Here is an 18,894-nt window from a genome sequence, read left to right as displayed (position 1 = left end):
ATTGCTTGAAGATGTTTCAGGTCATTAACCGTGTGTGGGGCTGTTGCAAGATGGAGCAGGTCAAAGACCATGGATGAGAAAAGGTGTTGTGATGGCAAGGGTGTTTTTTATTGAGTGAAGTTGGTTAAAATACGGCTCAGACTTATGTGTTCGATATGATTGAAGATGAAATTACAGAAAAGTACTTTAGAGCCAGAGCAGAAACTTTCTGCGGCACAGAAAAAATTTCAGAAATTATGCCAAAAAATTGAGCAGGAACAAATACGTTTGAATGAATGGCAGACCGCACAAGCCGATATTCAGGCACGTGCCAGCCGTGAAATTTTACCGACTTATGCGCAATTGCGTGAAGTTATATTTCAGCAAATTCAACAATTGCTTCAGCAAAAACAACAAAAAGTGACGGCAGCCCAGCAAACTAAGCTGGATCAAAAAATTGAGCAACTCAGTTTACAACTTTTGGATTCGCAGCAGATGTCTACCGAACAAGTTCAGTTTTTAACAGAATTGCTGAACAGTTATGGGCATCATATTGAATTGCTAGACACAGATGATGTGGATTTAAGATCTGAAGCTAAAACAGCAACAGAGTCAGAAGACGAAAATGTTGAACAATGTGAACAAAATAGTTTTGAACATGATGAGTCTGAACAAGAGCGCTTGGCACAGCTCAAGCTAGAAATTTTGAAGCATTTTCTTTGTGAAGAATATGACCTAGATCTAGATTTTTTTGATTTTCAGCATGATCCATTAGATTTAGATGACTTTATAAAAAAATTTGAACAAAAAATGCAAGAACAAGAGGAGCTGGATTTTTTAAGTCAGTTGAGTAGTGCGCAAAAAGCTTTTGCCGAACAGCAAATTGCCCGTGAAAAAGCCAAAGCAGCAAAAAAACAGCAACAGCGTGAAGAAGCCAAGAAACTAGCAAATCAGTCCATTAAAGCGATTTACTTAAAAATTACAGCGTGGATTCACCCAGATCGTGAGCAAGATGAGCAGAAAAAACAAGAAAAAACCGTATTGATGCAGCAAGCCAATCAGGCTTATGAAGCCAATGATTTATTGACATTGTTAAATTTGCAAATTCAGTTGGGTCAGCAGCATAATTTATCTTTCGCCAATCAACAATTAAAAGCGTATAACCTGCTTTTAGAAGAACAGTTAGAAACTTTGCAAATGCAAGTGGATGACATTATTTACTCTTTTAATTGGAGTCAGTTTTTATATTCTAACCGTAAAATTAAAGTGCAGGATTTGTATCGAAAATATGAGCAAGACTATCGACATGTTCAACAAAAATTAGCTCGAGCGCAAGAGATACTGGAAAAATATCAAGACCTTAAACAATTAAAGCAATTGATGCGCAGTCAATATGTGTGGGAAATGCATGCTGTGATGATGTAGACATATTGAGGTTTGGGTCTGGAATAAGGTGAAGCTTGGGCTTGCAATAGCGATATTAGCAGTGATGACAAAGATTCATTGATTAGCAAGTCTTTGTAATATATTTTGACGTGTAGCAATGCTGAATAGATTGACAGAATTAGGTAAACTAAATTCCTAAGTTTTCACTTAAATTTGAATGGCTTAGAGAGGTTTGGCTTTGAATGTTTATGCAAAAAGTAGTCTTTATTTACAATATTCCTTTTGAGTGAATCCAAGTTATGCTCAGGTTGGGCCGTTCGGCTACTATCTCCAAGTGAAAGAGGACTCCACCCGTCAGTCAGGGTGGAGGTGAATTTCACAAATTTCAACCTTGTTGATTCTGAATATATTGTTTGATTATTTCCAAAGGCGCACCACCACAAGACCCTGCAAAATATGATCTTGACCATAAAACAGGTTTTGTATAATTCCCTCTCAAGTCTAAAAACTCATTTCGCATTCTTCTACTTGTTACAGACTTTAAATTATTAACCAATTTGCTTAACTGTACCGTTGGTGGATACTGAATAAGCATGTGAACATGGTCGGATTCACCATTACATTCCTTTAATTCAGCATCAAAATCTTTACATATTTCAGTTGCACACTCATTGAAATATTTATGATGCAACTCACCTAGTATTTTTTTTCGATATTTCGTTATAAAAACTAAATGAACATGAAGATTAAAGGCTGAATGTCGGTTTTTATATATCTCACTCATTGAAAAAATATACCTAAAATGTTAGAATCAGCACCATATTAACAGATACACACTCATTAATGAAAATCAACAAAGCGTATAAATTTAGGCTTGAGCCTAATGTCGAGCAAGAGGTTATTTTAAATAATCTCGTTGGCTCTGCACGCTTTGTTTGGAATCAAATATTAGCAATTTCATTTGAAATGTTTGCTCAAAATAAACACATTAATGCGGTGAATCTAGTAAAAAAGATAACAGCACTGAAAAAGAATCCTCAGTTTAGCTTTTTAGATGGAAATTCAAATGCTGTGTCACTTCAACAAAAAGTTCGTGATCTTGCATCAGCATGGGGGAAGTTTTTCAACCCTAAAGAACATGCTCGACTAAAAGAAAAAAAGCGCAAACCTAAGAAACCTAAATTTTTTAAATTGGCTGATGGTACTGAGGTTCAGTTGCGCCCACTTATGCCTAGATTTAAGAAAAAATCAGACGGTTATGATTCCATTCGCCTTGTACAATTCGATAAATACTGTTGGGTTAAAGGAAATAAACTCAAACTTCCTAATGGCGTAGGTGTTATTAAATTCAGGAAGTCGCAAGAGATTCTAGGCACAATAAAAAATGTGACGATCAGTAAGGTGTCAGGATGTTGGTACGTTTCATTCTGTACTGAAACAGAACTTACTGAAATGCCGATCCACCCATCAAAATCAGCGATTGGTGTTGATCTTGGTGTTAAGAAATTAATCACTACCTCAAATGGTCAGGTCTTTGACCCGATCAATAGCTTTAAAACCAATCAGATTAAATTAGCTAGACTTCAACGGAAGCAGAGAAAGAAAGTTAAATTTAGTCAAAATTGGAAAAAACTGAATTTTAAAATCAATAAACTACATCATCACATTGCCAATATTCGTCATGACTACTTGCAAAAAATCACTACAACGCTCAGCAAAAACCACGCAATGATTGCTGTTGAGGATTTAAAAGTAGCAAATATGTCGAAGTCAGCAAGTGGCACAATCGAAAATCAAGGAAAGAATGTAAAAGCTAAGTCAGGCTTAAACAAATCAATCCTAGATCAAGGTTGGGGCATGCTCGTTAGTATGTTGGAATATAAGCAACAATGGCGAGGTGGATTACTTGTAAAAGTTGATCCGAAGTACACAAGTCAAACCTGCTGTGAATGTGGTCATGTAGCAAAAGAAAACCGACAAACTCAAGCTAAATTTGAGTGTGTCGGATGCGGTTATGTTGCGAATGCGGATTTAAACGCATCTCGTAATATATTGTCGGCAGGACATGCCGTTTTGTCTGTGGAGGGTGGATGCGGTAAAGGTCGCCCTAAGAAGCAGAAAGCAAGCGAAATCCGTGAGGAAGTCGCCTAAGAGCTTTGCTTTTAGAATCCCCCACTTGAGTGAAAACGAAAGTGGTGGGAGTATGTCAAGTCTAACCGGTACACCTATGGAAAATCATTTGGGTGAGCTGTGGGCACTATTTTATTTCCTGATGCCAGGATTTTTATATTCACAAGAAATTTTTAATAAAAAGTACCGTCATCCGATTGAAAAGCGCGGTGATGAGCAGTTAAGACAAAAGTTGGTCAACCGGATTAAGCCCTTCATTTTACGTCGCTTGAAAACTGACGTAGCCAAAGAGTTGCCAGAAAAAACCACGATTGAAGTCAATATTGATATGAATGACCAGCAATCCAAGTTATATGAGGCTGTTCGTGCCACGATGCAGGCAAGCATTCAGAAAATTGTGGCAGAAAAAGGCTTTAAACGTAGTCAAATTCAAATTTTAGATGCCTTACTGAAGCTACGTCAGGTGTGCTGCCATCCTAGCTTACTAAAGCTGGATTCAGTGAAAATTGGGCAGGCGCATTCTGCCAAACTTGAACAGTTGATGGATATGGTCGTTCCAATGGTGGAAGAGGGGCGAAAAATTCTTATCTTCTCTCAGTTTACCTCAATGTTGGAACTGATTGAACAACAGTTCCATCACGCAGAAATTGGCTATGTGAAGCTGACTGGAAAGACCAAAAAGCGAGATGAAGTCATTACAGCGTTTCAGTCTGGACAAGTGCCGGTATTTTTAATCAGTCTGAAAGCAGGAGGGGTCGGTTTGAATCTAACTGCCGCAGATACGGTCATTCACTATGATCCATGGTGGAACCCTGCTGCTGAAGATCAAGCTTCAGATCGTGCATGGCGGATTGGACAGGACAAGCCGGTATTTGTCTATAAGCTGATTACTAATAAAAGCATAGAAGAAAAAATTCTTGCCTTACAGCAAAATAAAGCAGAACTGGCACACTTTATTCTAAGTACAGATCATGAAGGCGAAGCGAAACTGACGGAAAATGACGTGATGAACTTGTTTGAGAAATTTTAGTTTGGTTTCAGATTACCCTAATCATCTGTAAGTATCTGAAAGTCCGGATGCAATTTTTTCCAATGTTCTCTTAATTTTTCTTTATGAACAGAAATCATAGGTAAGTCTAGTAATAGCACTGGCCATACCGACCGTGCTTTGTCCATGATCGCGTGAAGTTGTTTTTCAATAACACGCCATGGAACACCGACTTTTTCAGCCCATTGTTCAAAGTGTTTCATCTCAGCTAAATACCAATCTTTATTTTTGGCAAGATTTAAGGCGAAATGACGCTCATTTTCAATATATACACTTGTCATCAATATATCGTATGCAGGGGATAATCTTGGCGTTGTTTTATCGTGATAAATCATACTCCAGTTCTTTAAGTGTGCATCTCCATTGGCGAGTAAAATATTGACGAGTAAACGGCTGGCAAATTGCTGAATATCAAAAATTTTGTTATCTGAATAGTGATAAATGATCTTACCGATCTGCTCATAATTTGTGGTGCTGTATTTCTGGTGTGGATATGAACCAAAGATCTGAGCAAAATCTTCAATATGAATAAGCTCTGTAGTATTAGCAGTACTCTGCCTATCGAATCTCTTAATTGCAAAAGCATATTGCTCTTGGGGTAGATTTAATGGTGGAAGGTCTTGTAAGAGTGCCATATCTACCAAACGAATCTCTGGGATATCTATTCCGACCATTTTGGCAAGGATCATCATAGAGTATTCATTCAGCGGAACAAAAGCATGTCTGGTAGAAGGAGTTTTGACAATCCAATCACCGAGTAGGCTGGATTCCGTTGCCTGTGCTAATGTAAAACGCCCATCTTTGGCTTTCATGGAAAACTTCATTTGGACGCCAGCCAAGGAAAACTTATTATTTGTCCGAATCTCTTGTTTTAATATCTGATCTGGATTCGAGATCTGAAGCTTAAATTTTATTCCATCTGGGATTTCTTCTGGATCTACTGGGGTTGCAATCAGTGCCCCAGGTAAGTCATGACCTAAAGCTGCCAATAACTGAAATTCATTGTCTATATGTATTTTGAGGCTTTGTGCTATGAGTTCGCGTAATGCACCTTCTGGTAGCAGATTTGATAGCAAGGGGTGTAAGCGCTGATGTGTAACATAGGTCTTTTCTAAAATCTTATCCGCTTGAGGATATAAAGGGGAAGTAAGCAAGCTCAAGGTCGGACGTTGCTGATCCAAGTGAAAAGAATCTGTGAAAACCAGAATATTTTTTCCGCTCTGAAATCCTGCCAAGTATCCAACGACAACGTGATGTAATGTTAATTTCAGGACTGCAACAGTATTCATGGTTCCTCTCCTCCGAGAAGACCTTTCCATGGGTTAGACATTAAGTCATCTTGATCTTCAATAGTGACTTTAATTTCATCATTCAATAATTGTCTAATCAAATGAACCTTATCATCTGGGATGAGCATCAGTTGAGCATTTAGTCCTGCCGCAATAATTTCTAAGGTATCTAATCGAGGATTGCCTTGACTTTCCAGTTTTTGGTACTGCTGTCTTGAAATGCCTGTACGTGATTGCATATCAACTTGCTTTAAACCCAATAGGGTTCGTCTTTTTTTGACTTGCTGTAGTAAAGACTTATTTGGTGTAGACATATTTATTGCTTTTTGGTGGTGTAAGAAGCATATTAGTTGCTTTTTTATTAAGAAGCAATGACAGAAATTATTAACAGGCTCCGCGGCATCAATATTTAGGATCTAGGCAAGCTGATCTTGTTTAACATAAGCCACTTAGTAGTAGCTAATACTATCTTTTGTTTTGGAGTTTTTTTATCTTGTATGATTGATACTCTGGAGCATCATCTACACGGTTTTTTGTTCACAGTTTTGAAAGAGCACTTTTGTAAACTTACTTTTTTAAGTATAAAAATTTCTTATGAAGTAAAATATTGAATAAAACAACAATAAAAAAGCCCCAGTGAACCGTACCGGGTTTGTCAGAGACTTTTTTATTTAAGTTAGGTCACCTGACCTAACGTGTTAATCTTATCATAGTACATTGCTTCAAACTCAAAAGGCGAAACATAACCCCCACCTGGCCCTTCAAAGAAAGTAACATCATAGGCAGGGGAAAGTTTCCATTGCCCATTTTGGGACATCAGAAATGAAAAGTTTTTGCAATGATCATCTCGATTATTGAAGACTACATTGAAAACAGCTCGCTTGAATGCAATTGCTTTTTCGCGAACATCATTGGTGCAAAAGTGTGCAGCGCGAAGAAAGTTACCGTAGTCTAAATTCCCTGGTGATTTAAAATCAGCTCCGGTGAAGGCCGCTAAACTTTGCATAGGGATACACATGCCATCGTGGCGGTCAAATCTCTTTGATGCAAATGCGGTTAATCCATTCGGAAGAGTAAAATATTGAGTATCAGGGGTGTCAATATCACAATGACGCAAACATTCTGCATAAACAGCTTCAATTGCACAAACTTCAGGATGCTCTTGCTGAGCGGGAAATTTGATCAGCCAAGCTTCATGTTGATGTGAGCTAACTGTTGAGAATTCGTTGGGGTCAGGATCACGATAGATGAGCGCTTTTGGCCTTGCACCTTGTGGAGATCCACCCGGAGCGGGAAAGGAAACTCGAATTTCACACACCGAACTTGATAAAAGACGGTTTTATAGGATGGTTGGCTAAGCTAGAAAATGATTGGATAGAAGTTTTACCGAGCGAGTTTGTTTTTGGTTATAATTTTTTCAAATATTGATCCAATACAGAACAGGGTTACTTCAATTGAACTTCTTTAAAAAAAATGTCTTTGAAAATATTAAAAAACTGGATCAGCAAAAACAAATAGCTGCAGCTCAGGAGTTGAGCAAGATATTGGTTCAATCTCCAGGAAAATTTATATGCGACAGTATGGCCTTGATGACACAGTCCAAATCCTTCGAATCTAATTCTATATTAGGGAATTCCAAATTAAATCAACTTGGTTTACACCGTTTCCGGGTTCAGTTTGCCGCAAAAATGGCAGTACAACGTAGATTGAAGTTATCAAAGTTCATTCAGCCGGCAGATGTCGAAAGTTTTCAAAAAAATGGCTTTATATTCAGGGAAAACTTTTTGGCTGCAGATGAGTTTGCTCAATTAAAACAAGAATTATTGACGACTCCGCTGGAAACCCGGGAAACCTTGCAAGGGGATACGGTCACTCGCCGTATGGCATTAGATGGAAAAACCTTGAAGCATATGCCCGTGACCAAACAATTCCTACATTCAGATGAATGGCGAAACCTGCTGAATTACGTTGCCAGTTTTAAAGTTCAGCCCATCTCCTATCTACAAGTCATATTTTCGCATGTCAGAAAGGCCAAAGCAGATCCTCAAACTAATTTACATAGTGATACTTTTCACTCCAGTGCAAAAGCCTGGCTATTTTTAGAAGATGTTGCTGAAGATGAAGGCCCTTTCGTCTATGTACCCGGCTCGCATCATTTAAGTCCTGAACGATTGGCTTGGGAACAGCAGAAGTCTGAGACGATGACGGCAAAAACTGATGCAATGACTCGTAGGGGCTCTTTCCGAGTGTCAGAAGAAGAAGTACTCCAATTGGGCTATGCCAAAGCAAAATCTTTCTCTGTCAAAGCTAATACTTTAGTTATTGCAGATACTTATGGTTTTCATGCCAGAGCAAAAAGTCTCAAACCTTCGATGAGAATCGAACTATGGGCTTATGCACGTCGAAATCCATTTGTGCCCTGGTTAGGGGGCGATCCTCTTTCCTTGCCCTTTTTAAGATCAAATTTAGTGCCCTTATATTGGTCAGGTTTGGACTTTCTGGAAAAAAAATATCAACGAAATAATCCCTGGAAGAAAGTGGGTAAAAAAAGCGCGACCGATCCTGCGGTTTTGACCAGTAAATAAAAAATTCTTGAGTCAGTTTGCTGAATATATCTTTAATGAAATGCAAAACTCTGTATATCATAAAGGTATTCATTTCAGCATCTGTAGATTATGCCGGATACAACTTAAGTTGCCTCAGACAGATTTACAGGAGTTTAGCTTTCTTCTCTTTATTGATCGCTGTATGATATCGAAAATTTTATACAATAAGTTTTTAAGTCATCGCAATGGAACCACAACATCAGATGCCATTAAGAAAACTCCCACGATTGAAAGCGCGTGGTGGTTTACAAGTGATGTATGCATCGATACGTGCATTATTGCTTCGGGAATTACAAACCCGCTTTGGTCAATACCGTTTAGGATATTTATGGGTCTTTCTAGAGCCTTTATTGACCATTGGAATCATGGTAATCCTGTTTGGTACAGTCATGCAAAGAACTTTACCGGGTATAGATTATGCTGTTTTTTTAATTAATGGCATTATTCCATTCTTTATGTTTAGAACAGGCGTGACATTGGGGATTAGCGCTACCGAATCTAACCGAGGTTTGTTTAGCTATCGCCCGGTAAAGCCGATTGATGCCTTGCTTGCGCGAAATATTCTTGAATTTTTGCTTAAATTTACTGCTTATATTGCCTTTACTGCCGCATTTTTATGGTTTGGCTATCACATCAGTTTTGAACAGATTCCCCAGCTTTTAGGCTACTGGATATTGTTATTTATATTTATGCTGGCGTGCAGCCTGATTTTTATCGTGATTGGCGATTTTTCCAAAGAAGTGGGTAAATTTCTTTCAGTTTTCTTTTTAATCCTTTATTTCCTGTCTGGTATTTTATATTCCATCCATATCATTCCAGTACAATACCGCGAATATCTATTATATAACCCATTGATTCATATCTTTGAGCTAATGCGCCATGCTGTCGTACCGACCTATAATTTAGTACCGGGGATCAGTTTAAGTTACTTTGTAATATGGATGATTATTTCTTTATTTATAGGCTTGCTCCTGTATAGACGCTTTGAACGCCGTATGGTGAAATCAAAATGATTGAATTAAAAAATTTAACCAAATCATATGCCACACCGAAAGGTCGGCATTATGTATTTAAAGATCTCAATGCGATTTTACCTGCAAATAAAAGTGTGGCCCTTTTGGGGAAAAACGGGGCTGGTAAAAGTACCTTACTGCGTGTCATTGGCGGAATTGACTATGCCGATTCTGGTAAAGTAATTACCAACCAGACCATCTCCTGGCCGGTGGCATTATCAGGGGGCTTCCAGGGAAGTTTAACGGCTCGGCAAAATGTACGTTTTGTGGCCAGACTTTATGTCAATAGTCATGAAGAAGTTGAACATGTGGTAAATTTTGTTGAAGAGTTTGCTGAAATTGGTAAATACTTTGATATGCCGATGAAAAGTTACTCGAGTGGTATGCGTAGCCGGATTGGTTTTGGTTTAAGTATGGCCTTTAATTTTGATTATTATTTGCTCGATGAAGCTGGTGCAGTAGGGGATGCTTCTTTCCGAAAAAAGAGTCAGGCTTTACTCGACGAACTTAAAGAAAATTCAAATATTATTATGGTTTCTCATGACTTAAAGGATTTAACCCGCAATTGTGACGTTGCTTTCTTGGTGCGGGATGGTAAAGCAGAATATTTCGATAATGTGCAAGATGCAGTAGAGGTATATAAAGCGTATGCAAGCTAAAATAAATAAGCGGCTTTGGATTGCCTATACTTGCTGTGTTCTCATTCCGGTATTGGTTATTGTATTTTATCTTTTTGCCTTTGCTAAAGATCGTTATCAGTCTTCTTCTACATTGCTGGTAAAGCAAGTGGCTGATACTCCAGTGGCCGATACTGCAGGATTAGGAGCTTTGTTGGGAGTGCCCAATACCAGTCGTGAAGACTCTCAGATTCTCAAAGAGTATATTGGCTCTCGCGATATGATTGAGCAGTTAGATCAAACCTTGAATTTACGTCAGGAGTTTTCATCGGTTCGTGATCCGATTTTTGCATTGTCGGAAGATGCTTCAGTAGAAGACCTGGTTGAATATTTCAATAAAATGATTAAAGTCGAACTTGATGAGCAAACCATGATGCTACATGTACATGCTCAGGGCTTTTCGCCAGAGTTCTCACTGAAACTCAATCAAGAAGTATTAAAGCAAAGTGATGAGTTTATCAATGAAATTTCCCAGACCATTGCGCAAGAGCAGCAAGTATTTGCACAGAAACAGTATGCAGAAGCAACAGCGCAGTTAGATGAGGCTCGTCAGGCGGTACTCCAGTACCAAAATGAAAATGAAATCTTTGATCCTGAATTACAAGCCAAAGCGGTGGCGACACTAATTGCAGGTTTACAGAGTAGTTTGGCGCAATTGAAAACTGAAGAGCGCACTTTACTTAGTTATTTGACGCCTGAAGCACCTCAAGTAGTGGCGTTACAGAGTCAAATCGCAGCCTTGCAACAGCAAATTAATACTGAAAGTTCAAAACTGACTTCACCGAATAACTTAAAACTGAATAAGAATGTAGCTGACTTTGAAGCACTGAAGGCGCAGGTTGAATTTGCCGCTGATCTTTATAAAATCTCTTTGGTATCTTTGGAAAAAGCGCGTTTAGAAGCTTCACGTAAGCTCAAGAAATTGGTGGTGATTGCGACACCGCGTTTAGCTCAGGATGCTTTATATCCGCGGAAAGTGTATATCAGTCTGACTTCATTTATTTTATTGAATATTATTTTTGGCATTGGATTACTGATCCATTCAATTATCCGTGAGCACAGAGAATAAATTATGAAAAAAATTGCTTTATCAGTTTTATCATTGGCGTGTGCAACGGCAAGCTATGCATTTGAGCCGAACCTTTTACCCACAGAAGTGTCTCAGGCTTTGAATGGTGGAAACTTGGATCCAAGCAGTGCCAATAATGCTGCTCTATTAAAGAGTCAATCGGTGGTTGAGCTTTCTCCAAGTAGCTCAATGAAATATCCAAATCAAAATCAGATGTTTGGTTCACAGCTGTTTAAAGGCGCTTTTGCTTCAACTGCAGGATCAACTTTCAATAGTAGTTATCAGATTAACCCGGGCGATAATATTAATTTACGTCTCTGGGGCGCTTATCAGTTTAACGGTACTCAAACCGTCGATCCACAAGGCAATATTTTTATTCCGAATGTTGGACCGGTCAAAGTAGCAGGTGTTCGGAATGGCAGTCTACAGTCGGTGGTTGAAGCGCAGGTACGACGTATTTATGTGTCTAATGTCGGCGTGTATGCCGCCCTTGAGCAAGCCCAGCCCGTGAAGGTGATGGTCACCGGATTTGTCAATCAGCCGGGTAATTATGGTGGTGTCGCCAATGATAGTGTCATTGCTTACTTGGACCGTGCGGGTGGGGTGGATCCAGAGCGTGGCAGTTATATTGATATTAAAGTCATGCGCAATGGCCAAACAATTCAGCAGGTCGACTTATATGAATTCCTGTTACAAGGTCAAATTCGCCCTTTCTCTTTTCGAGATGGGGATGTGATTGTGGTCGGGCAGCGTACCCATACCTTTAATGTCTCTGGTGAAGTCTATAACCAGAATGACTTTGAGTTTAACTCGCCTGCGGTTAGCTTGGCACAGGCTTTGGCATTTGCCAAGCTTAAACCGGGGGCGACCAATGTCAGTATTCAACGCCGGCAAGGTGCAGAATACCGTAGTGAATATTATTCGTTGAATCAAGCACCGAATATCATGATTGAGGATGGTGATATTGTCACTGTAACGGCTGACCGTTATGCAGGTACGATTCAAGTACGTGTCGATGGTGCCCATAATGGTGCCCATGCCATTGTATTACCTTATGGGGCCAAACTCAGTGATGTCCTGACCCAACTTCAACCGAATGCTTTGGCTGAAGTGGAATCCTTGCAATTATTTCGTCCTTCAGTGGCTAAGCGTCAAAAAGAGATGTTGAATATTGCTTTGGATAAATTAGAAGAAACCACATTTAATGCACGCTCAAGTACTCAGGAAGAAGCCGCTTTACGTTTGCGTGATGCTGAACTCGTTAAGCAATTCATTGCTAAAGCACGTCAAGTTGAACCTAAGGGACAGGTGGTGCTGAATCCAGACACTTTCCAAAACGTAATTTTGGAACAGGGCGATATTTTATATATTCCTGAAAAAACCTCTGTGGTCATGGTGCATGGTGAAGTTGCTTTTCCAAATGGGGTGGAATACAAGCAAGGTCTAAGTGCCAAAGAATATATTGAGCAGGTCGGCGGTTTTAGTCAGAAATCAAATAAATCTAAAGTGATTGTGATTCGACAAAGTGGTAAGGCTGAACTGGTACGTAAGGGTGAAAAAATTAAGCAAGGTGATGAGATTTTAGTATTGCCTAAAGCTCAGACTAAGGGTATTGAGTTAACACGTGGTATTACTCAAGTGTTGTATCAAATTGCTGTGGCTGCGAAAGTGGCTTTAGATCTCTAAAGAAATAAATGTGACATTGATTTAAATCAATGTCACATTTACTAAGCGTTTAAAAATTAAATTTCAAATGAAGACTTTTCAGGATAATATGAAGATAAGAAGTTATCTAATATCTGCTCATAATTATTAAGGCTTTTAGAGCTAGATATAACATCATTCAAGCACATTGAGTAAGGAGCAAGATCTGTATTCTTCCTGGCCAATAAACTTTTATAATGTGATGGGGCAGAAGCAGATCTAACATTAAAATAAAAACATGGAGTTCTTGTAGCAATAGCTTTTCCTAATAATAACGAAATATGATGGTTCATAAAGGTTGCAGATAATAAATCAGTATCATTACGGAATTTATTTTTTCTCATAAGATCAAATTCTTCATGAAATTTTTCTTCAATAAAGCTTTGAATTGATTTTTTCTGAGGATGGAAGGTATGAGCAAACATACGATTAGCAATAAAATCAAAGTTATTGAATATTAATTTTCTAGAATTTTTTCCTGCTAATTGTGTTGGAGTATCCTGAGCGTTCTGAGGACCATCAGCTAATAATGCATTAGTTATAAATAATTTAGATATTCCTCCGGAAGTGTAAAAATAATTTGGATCCATAGGACGTGTAAAAAATACATCATCATTCAAATAAATGTAGTGTTCAGATAAATTTGGTATTTTATGTAAGCATGATTCAATAACATGTGAATTAAAAGTAGGCAGATATTGTTGATCAATAATATCCTTGTGGGGAACTAAAGTTACCTTAGGGTGATTAATATTTAACCAATAAGGTACTTGTCCATTTGTAACAATATAAATATGATTTACCCAATTAGCATATTGTTCTACGCTTCGAAGTGAGTATAAAAGCTCATTCCTTGATGCAAATCTTGCGCTGTCAAATGTTTCAGGTTTTATTTCAGATCCTTGTGGAAGGTATTTATTTTTTTCTTTAATAAAATCAATATCATCTCCATCCACCCATGTATAGACTATATCAATTGGAAAAGTTACAGAATAAATGTCTTCAATAGAAAAAGTATTGTCAGATGTTTTGTTGATAGCTGGTTTTTTAACAGTGTTGCTTGATTTTGTTTTTACAGAAATAACTTTTTTTGCTTCTGATGTAAGACGAGAAGTACTTTTTTTTGCTTCTACTAAAATAGGCTGAGAAGCACTGCCTTTTTTTTCTACTTCAAGTAACTCAATATTTTCTCCATAATTAATTGGAGCCATTTTTAAAAAATAATCTCTAAAGAAAACAGAAGGTTTCTTTACAAGCTTATTTAATTTTCTTACATAAGCGTTCATCAAACTATACCTTTATGAATAACAATTTAACTCAATACTAATATTGTACATAATATTTCTATTACTTAGAATGTATCATTAGTTATATTAATATAGTTATAAAACATGTTATCCGTAGAGTAATCTTCGGCAAATATAGAGTTGCTTACTAAGCTTTTTCTATCCCAAAAAATATTTTTTCTTATTATTTTCGCTGGAGTTCCTGCAATTATACAGTTATTAGGAAATTTACCTTTTACAAAAGAAAATGCTCCAATTACTGAACCTTGTCCCACATTTGCTCCGCCAAATAAGCAAGCACCATAAGCAACCCAAACGTGATTTTTAATAATTACATCTTTTGAAAAGTTGAGTCTCTTACCATTCGTACTATCATAAATTGGATGAGCATCATCTGTCCGAATTTGATTGTTTGTGGCAAACATACAATCATCTTCAATTATAACTTTACTAGATTCAGCTGCGGTTATATATAGTTTTCCTGTTGATGTTATATTATGCCCTATATAGATATTACAATCTTCTCCAATCTTAATATCACATTTTAATCTAGGATTATTGCCAATGACTATTTGGCTGTTATTTAACTTGAAATCAATATTTATATTTTTTAATATTGATTTTTCTAAAATTATTAATTTGTTATTCTTACCTTTGAAATTAACAAAAACGTTTTCTATCGTACTGTTTATAGTATTTAATATTTCATTATTATTTATATCTTTGTATTCTTTTAAATTTTTAATATTAATTTTTTTATTATTTATATTGTATTTTTCAAAAGAAATAGCTATCTTAAGAATTTTATTCTGAAAATCATAGTCAGTTTTGTCGAGTGAGCAATATATAGATTTTGTATTTATTTTATTTTTAAAACTTAAAAAATTTAGAATTTTTTCTATATTTTTTATTTCCTTGTGTGATCTTGAATAAATACATAAGGTTTTGTTTTCATGATTAATTGTTGTAACGATGATTTCGTCATTAATTGGAAATTCAAAGTACATTGATTTTTCAGTATGAATAGCAATTTTTTTAAGATAAATAAAATTTTGATCATTTAGTTTAGTTACTAATTCTTCCATTTCTTTTAATAATTTCATAAAATTTCAAAAAAATAAAATTGATGTTATTATAATTATAATGTAATTATACAAAAAATTAAATCAATCATGGTTCTTTTTTCATCATCAGGGATTAAAAAAATTAATCAAGTTCTTGCTTTTGTTGAAGAATTTTTTGTTAATGATCTCATTGTATTAGGATGGGGGAGAAAAAAAAGCTTTTTAAAAGCCCAAGCCTTAGCCGAACAAAAAGGTCTGAAAGCGCTATGCCTGGAGGACGGCTTTGTCCGTTCTCTAGGTCTTGGTAAAGAAGGGTATCAACCTCTGTCGCTTGTTGTTGATGAAACCGGTATTTATTTTGATGCACTACAGCCTTCAGATCTAGAAAACCTCATTTTAAAAGATGAGAGTCTGAAAAATAATCTTCGTGCCCAGCATGCCATCGACCAAATCTTAAAATATGGAATTACTAAATATAATCAAAAATTTCAAACAATAGATGTAGGCAAGTTTGATCAAAAAAGCACACATATCTTAGTGATAGATCAAACCTTTGGTGATCAATCAATCAAATATGCAGGGGCTACTCCTGATACCTTTAAAAGCATGTTAAGACAAGCCTGTATTGATCATCCAGATGCGACTATATGGGTAAAGACCCATCCTGATGTACTGGCCGGGAAAGCTCAAGCCCATTTTGCTCAAGAGGATTTCAATCATCTTAATATTCGATTGCTCACGGAGCACTATAATCCTGTCGAGCTGCTGCAGCAGATGGACGAAGTGTATGTGGTGAGTTCTCAGCTTGGTTTTGAAGCACTGTTATGTGAAAAAAAAGTACATTGTTTCGGCGTGCCGTGGTATGCAGGCTGGGGGTTGACCAATGATGCTCATGCGCCTTTGGATATTCTGAATGGCCGCAGAAACCGGCAAAAAAGCTTGCAACACTTATTTGCCTGCGCCTATTTTCACTATGCCCGCTATGTAAATCCGGTCACCGGACAACGTTGTGAGTTGGAAGATATTCTAGAGCTGCTTATTCCCAATATCCGGTTTCAACAGCGTCTGGCCGAATCCTATACAGCTTATGGATTTAGTCCCTGGAAGAAAAAGTTTATCGCTGCTTATTTTGCTTTTCCCAAGCTTCATCTGAAATTTCAACGCTATTTCAAACCTGAAAAAACTGCTGATGTTCTGGCATGGGGTAAGAAAGCCAAACAGTTAAAAGATTTGAACTATAAGCAGGTGACGACTGTTGAAGATGGCTTTATTCGTTCTGTGGGCTTGGGTGCGAAGCTGATTCGTCCATGCTCTCTGGTTTTTGATGATATCGGGATTTATTATGATGCCACGCAGTCATCGCGTATTGAGCAGCTACTTAATCAGATAGAATTGGATTCTTCGCAAATACAGCGCGCACAGCGTTTGCAAAAAATGCTGATAGATCTTAATATTTCAAAATACAATGTAGGCGAAGCAAGACAATTAAAACGTCCTCAGCATCAGCGGGTTTTATTGGTGGTGGGGCAGGTTGAAGATGATATGTCGATTCAGCTCGGCGGAATGGGTATTAAGACCAATCTGGAGTTACTGAAACAAGTGCGAGAAAATCATCCGGACAGTTATATTATTTATAAGCCACATCCAGATGTGCAAACGGGGCTACGTGTAGGGAAAATTCCCGAAAAGGATATGTGGATTTATGCTGATCAGATTGAATTGAATACCTCTATTTTGGAATGTTTTGATATTTGTGATGAGGTTCATACCATAACCTCGCTCAGTGGCTTTGAGGCCTTAATTCGAGGTTTAAAAGTTTATTGTTATGGTTTGCCTTTTTATGCAGGTTGGGGCTTGACACAAGACTTGTATACCTCACAAAGACGCATCAATAAAAATGTGACATTGGAAACTTTGTTATATGTAACTCTTGTAGAGTATCCAACATATAATTTACCACATACTCAGGCGTCGGGTATTCCCCTGGTTCGCCCCGAGGATGTGATCGCTTATATTAAAAGTCAATTGGATCAACCGCTAGATCATGATCATCAGTATAAGCGTGTATTATTACAGTTATATAAAAAGTTTAAAAAATAGGCCAGTTTTTTATGTCAGTCCATGTGAATCGTTTATTGCTCTCTGAACGGGTTCTGTTGTTACAGGGGCCGATGGGAGGCTTTTTTAACCGTTTTTCTGCTTGGCTAAAAGATCATGATATTCAGTGTTTTAAAGTAAACTTGAATGGTGGAGATCAGTTTTTCTCACGTTCTTTTGAACATAATTTTGATTTTACCGGTCCTTATGCCGATTTTTCGGCTTGGATTGAAAACTTGCTTTTGTCTCAAGAGATTGATGCAGTGGTCTGTTTTGGAGACTGCCGCAAGTATCATCAAGCTGCAAAAAAAGTTGCCTTAAAGCATCGAATTAACTTTTTTGCTTTTGAGGAAGGCTATATTCGGCCGAACTATATTACGTTTGAGCAAGATGGGGTAAATTTCTTTTCCAACTTCTTATCGCATTTAAAATTAAAAACAAAAAAACCTAAAAATACCCAAGTGAAAAAAGTATCTGAAGTCAATAATAGTTATCGTTCGATGCTGATCAGTGTCATGGTCTATTATGTATTTATGCTGCTTTTCTCCTGGAAATACCCGCATTATAAACATCATCGGCAGATGAGTATCTGGTCAGAAATTTATTATTGGGTCTGGTCGGGTGTGCGACGGATTAAAAATTCTTTCGTAGAAGAAAAACGCTTTAATGTATTTATGCAGGCTTATAAAAAACGTTATTTTGTTTTTGCACTACAAGTACATAATGACTTTCAGATTCGTACCCATTCTGATTTAAAATGCATGAAAAAGTACATTGAAATGGTTATTCAGGATTTTGCACAACATGCAGATCCATATCATCATTTGGTGCTCAAACATCATCCGATGGATCGTGGCTATCGTAATTATGCCTCTTATATTCGTAAGCTAGCAAAGTCTCACGATGTTGAAGGGCGTGTTCACTATTTTTGTGATATTCATTTGCCTACATTATTAAAAAATAGTCTGGGTTTTGTTGCAGTAAACAGTACGACAGGGATTCAGGCTTTATATCACCATATTCCTGTCAAGGTATTGGGTTATGCACTTTATAATTTACCTAAATTGACCAACCAACGTCCTTTGGCTAAATTCTGGAGAAATCCAGGCAAGGTCGATCAGGTGTATTTCAACTATTTCCGTGAAGAGCTGATTAATTATTCCCAACTGAATGGGGCTTTTTATGGTGATTCTCCTTGGATGGGTGATTATGATTTATCACATATCGAGGTAGATGTTGAAATGCAACAAGCCAATAATCCTGTTTCTATCTGATTAATTGTATTAGTTCACACTGGATCATACATTCCTCTTGATAAAGAGAAAGTTATCCGTTTTGATAGTGATTTTCGGTGGTGTTTCAAAATGTATGCTGCTCATTTTAACACCACTATACAAAACTATGATTAATGTAAAAGAAACTCAGATTAAAAGCTGCTATATGATTCAAAACTGAACCGTACCGGGTTTGTCGGAGAGTCAATATTCTGAGAGACTATCCCGATGACAAAATTAAAATATACCCCTGAAATCAGAGAAAGAGCGGT

General features: G+C 37.3%; 14 protein-coding genes and 2 pseudogenes. 10 read left to right on the top strand and 6 right to left on the bottom strand.

Annotation, left to right across the window (positions count from 1 at the left end; genetic code table 11):
- Positions 1 to 165 precede the first annotated feature (165 nt).
- Positions 166 to 1,404, top strand: coding sequence for a hypothetical protein (locus F947_RS01010; RefSeq protein ID WP_004970284.1), 1,239 nt, complete (start codon positions 166 to 168; stop codon positions 1,402 to 1,404).
- Positions 1,405 to 1,750: 346 nt separating this feature from the next.
- Here F947_RS01010 and tnpA read toward each other — a convergent pair whose 3' ends face one another.
- Positions 1,751 to 2,149, bottom strand: coding sequence for an IS200/IS605 family transposase (gene tnpA, locus F947_RS01005; protein WP_004970281.1), 399 nt, complete (start codon positions 2,147 to 2,149; stop codon positions 1,751 to 1,753).
- A gap of 59 nt (positions 2,150 to 2,208) precedes the next feature.
- On the opposite strand from tnpA, the gene F947_RS01000 reads away from it, so the two are divergent.
- On the top strand, positions 2,209 to 3,516 hold the full coding sequence (locus F947_RS01000; protein ID WP_004970278.1) for an RNA-guided endonuclease InsQ/TnpB family protein: 1,308 nt from the start codon (positions 2,209 to 2,211) through the stop codon (positions 3,514 to 3,516).
- A gap of 61 nt (positions 3,517 to 3,577) precedes the next feature.
- Positions 3,578 to 4,525: pseudogene (locus F947_RS00995) on the top strand (DEAD/DEAH box helicase); the annotation flags it as partial.
- A 17-nt stretch (positions 4,526 to 4,542) separates the two neighbouring features.
- On the opposite strand, the gene F947_RS00990 reads toward F947_RS00995, so the two are convergent.
- From F947_RS00990 to F947_RS00980, 3 genes and pseudogenes are all read right to left on the bottom strand, one after another.
- Entirely contained in the window at positions 4,543 to 5,832 is a 1,290-nt protein-coding gene (locus tag F947_RS00990; RefSeq protein ID WP_004970273.1) for a type II toxin-antitoxin system HipA family toxin, read from the bottom strand.
- Positions 5,829 to 6,146, bottom strand: coding sequence for a helix-turn-helix domain-containing protein (locus F947_RS00985; protein ID WP_004970272.1), 318 nt, complete (start codon positions 6,144 to 6,146; stop codon positions 5,829 to 5,831). Before F947_RS00985 ends, F947_RS00990 begins: the two co-directional genes overlap by 4 nt.
- Positions 6,147 to 6,508: 362 nt before the next feature.
- Positions 6,509 to 7,117 (bottom strand): annotated as a pseudogene (locus F947_RS00980) (type II toxin-antitoxin system HipA family toxin); the annotation flags it as partial.
- Positions 7,118 to 7,286: 169 nt separating this feature from the next.
- Between F947_RS00980 and F947_RS00975 the strand changes: the two are divergent.
- The 5 genes from F947_RS00975 (at position 7,287) to F947_RS00955 (ending at position 12,883) form a co-directional block, all read left to right on the top strand.
- Positions 7,287 to 8,417 carry a phytanoyl-CoA dioxygenase family protein gene (locus F947_RS00975; RefSeq protein WP_004970268.1) on the top strand — a complete coding sequence of 377 codons (1,131 nt, stop codon included), beginning with the start codon at positions 7,287 to 7,289 and terminating at the stop codon, positions 8,415 to 8,417.
- Between the two features lie 206 nt (positions 8,418 to 8,623).
- Entirely contained in the window at positions 8,624 to 9,451 is an 828-nt protein-coding gene (locus F947_RS00970; protein ID WP_004970265.1) for an ABC transporter permease, read from the top strand.
- Positions 9,448 to 10,110: an ABC transporter ATP-binding protein gene (locus F947_RS00965; protein ID WP_004970263.1), complete on the top strand. Its 663-nt coding sequence runs from the start codon at positions 9,448 to 9,450 to the stop codon at positions 10,108 to 10,110. The genes F947_RS00970 and F947_RS00965 overlap by 4 nt, the downstream gene beginning before the upstream one ends.
- Before the next feature lie 127 nt (positions 10,111 to 10,237).
- On the top strand, positions 10,238 to 11,197 hold the full coding sequence (locus tag F947_RS00960) for a KpsE/RkpR family capsule polysaccharide export protein (RefSeq protein WP_228619164.1): 960 nt from the start codon (positions 10,238 to 10,240) through the stop codon (positions 11,195 to 11,197).
- A gap of 3 nt (positions 11,198 to 11,200) precedes the next feature.
- Positions 11,201 to 12,883 (top strand): polysaccharide biosynthesis/export family protein, encoded by a 1,683-nt coding sequence (locus tag F947_RS00955; protein ID WP_004970259.1) that lies wholly within the window; start codon positions 11,201 to 11,203, stop codon positions 12,881 to 12,883.
- 56 nt (positions 12,884 to 12,939) lie between these two features.
- Here F947_RS00955 and F947_RS00950 read toward each other — a convergent pair whose 3' ends face one another.
- Complete coding sequence (locus F947_RS00950; RefSeq protein ID WP_004970257.1) at positions 12,940 to 14,187, bottom strand: stealth family protein; 1,248 nt, start codon at positions 14,185 to 14,187, stop codon at positions 12,940 to 12,942.
- A gap of 65 nt (positions 14,188 to 14,252) precedes the next feature.
- Positions 14,253 to 15,290 (bottom strand): acyltransferase, encoded by a 1,038-nt coding sequence (locus F947_RS14035; protein ID WP_004970254.1) that lies wholly within the window; start codon positions 15,288 to 15,290, stop codon positions 14,253 to 14,255.
- Positions 15,291 to 15,359: 69 nt separating this feature from the next.
- Between F947_RS14035 and F947_RS00940 the strand changes: the two genes are divergently transcribed.
- Together F947_RS00940 and F947_RS00935 are read left to right on the top strand one after the other, a co-directional pair.
- Positions 15,360 to 17,351, top strand: coding sequence for a capsular polysaccharide biosynthesis protein (locus F947_RS00940; RefSeq protein ID WP_004970251.1), 1,992 nt, complete (start codon positions 15,360 to 15,362; stop codon positions 17,349 to 17,351).
- Positions 17,352 to 17,362: 11 nt separating this feature from the next.
- The gene (locus tag F947_RS00935; RefSeq protein WP_004970248.1) at positions 17,363 to 18,622 is read left to right on the top strand and encodes a capsule biosynthesis protein; all 1,260 of its coding nucleotides are present in this window, start codon (positions 17,363 to 17,365) and stop codon (positions 18,620 to 18,622) included.
- Positions 18,623 to 18,894 lie beyond the last annotated feature (272 nt).

This window comes from Acinetobacter towneri DSM 14962 = CIP 107472 (genome assembly GCF_000368785.1).
In the GTDB taxonomy this organism is placed as follows: domain Bacteria; phylum Pseudomonadota; class Gammaproteobacteria; order Pseudomonadales; family Moraxellaceae; genus Acinetobacter; species Acinetobacter towneri.
Note: the sequence above shows the minus strand (reverse complement) of the source record. Positions and strands in the feature narration are given on the sequence as shown.

Excerpts from the sequence above, each read along its gene's own strand:
- F947_RS14035 (WP_004970254.1), bottom strand. The coding sequence starts at position 15,290 with ATGAAATTATTAAAAGAAATGGAAGAATTAGTAACTAAACTAAATGAT.
- F947_RS00970 (WP_004970265.1), top strand. The coding sequence starts at position 8,624 with ATGGAACCACAACATCAGATGCCATTAAGAAAACTCCCACGATTGAAA.
- tnpA (WP_004970281.1), bottom strand. The coding sequence starts at position 2,149 with ATGAGTGAGATATATAAAAACCGACATTCAGCCTTTAATCTTCATGTT.
- F947_RS00985 (WP_004970272.1), bottom strand. The coding sequence starts at position 6,146 with ATGTCTACACCAAATAAGTCTTTACTACAGCAAGTCAAAAAAAGACGA.
- F947_RS01010 (WP_004970284.1), top strand. The coding sequence starts at position 166 with ATGAAATTACAGAAAAGTACTTTAGAGCCAGAGCAGAAACTTTCTGCG.
- F947_RS00965 (WP_004970263.1), top strand. The coding sequence starts at position 9,448 with ATGATTGAATTAAAAAATTTAACCAAATCATATGCCACACCGAAAGGT.
- F947_RS01000 (WP_004970278.1), top strand. The coding sequence starts at position 2,209 with ATGAAAATCAACAAAGCGTATAAATTTAGGCTTGAGCCTAATGTCGAG.
- F947_RS00955 (WP_004970259.1), top strand. The coding sequence starts at position 11,201 with ATGAAAAAAATTGCTTTATCAGTTTTATCATTGGCGTGTGCAACGGCA.
- F947_RS00935 (WP_004970248.1), top strand. The coding sequence starts at position 17,363 with ATGTCAGTCCATGTGAATCGTTTATTGCTCTCTGAACGGGTTCTGTTG.
- F947_RS00950 (WP_004970257.1), bottom strand. The coding sequence starts at position 14,187 with ATGAACGCTTATGTAAGAAAATTAAATAAGCTTGTAAAGAAACCTTCT.
- F947_RS00990 (WP_004970273.1), bottom strand. The coding sequence starts at position 5,832 with ATGAATACTGTTGCAGTCCTGAAATTAACATTACATCACGTTGTCGTT.
- F947_RS00940 (WP_004970251.1), top strand. The coding sequence starts at position 15,360 with ATGGTTCTTTTTTCATCATCAGGGATTAAAAAAATTAATCAAGTTCTT.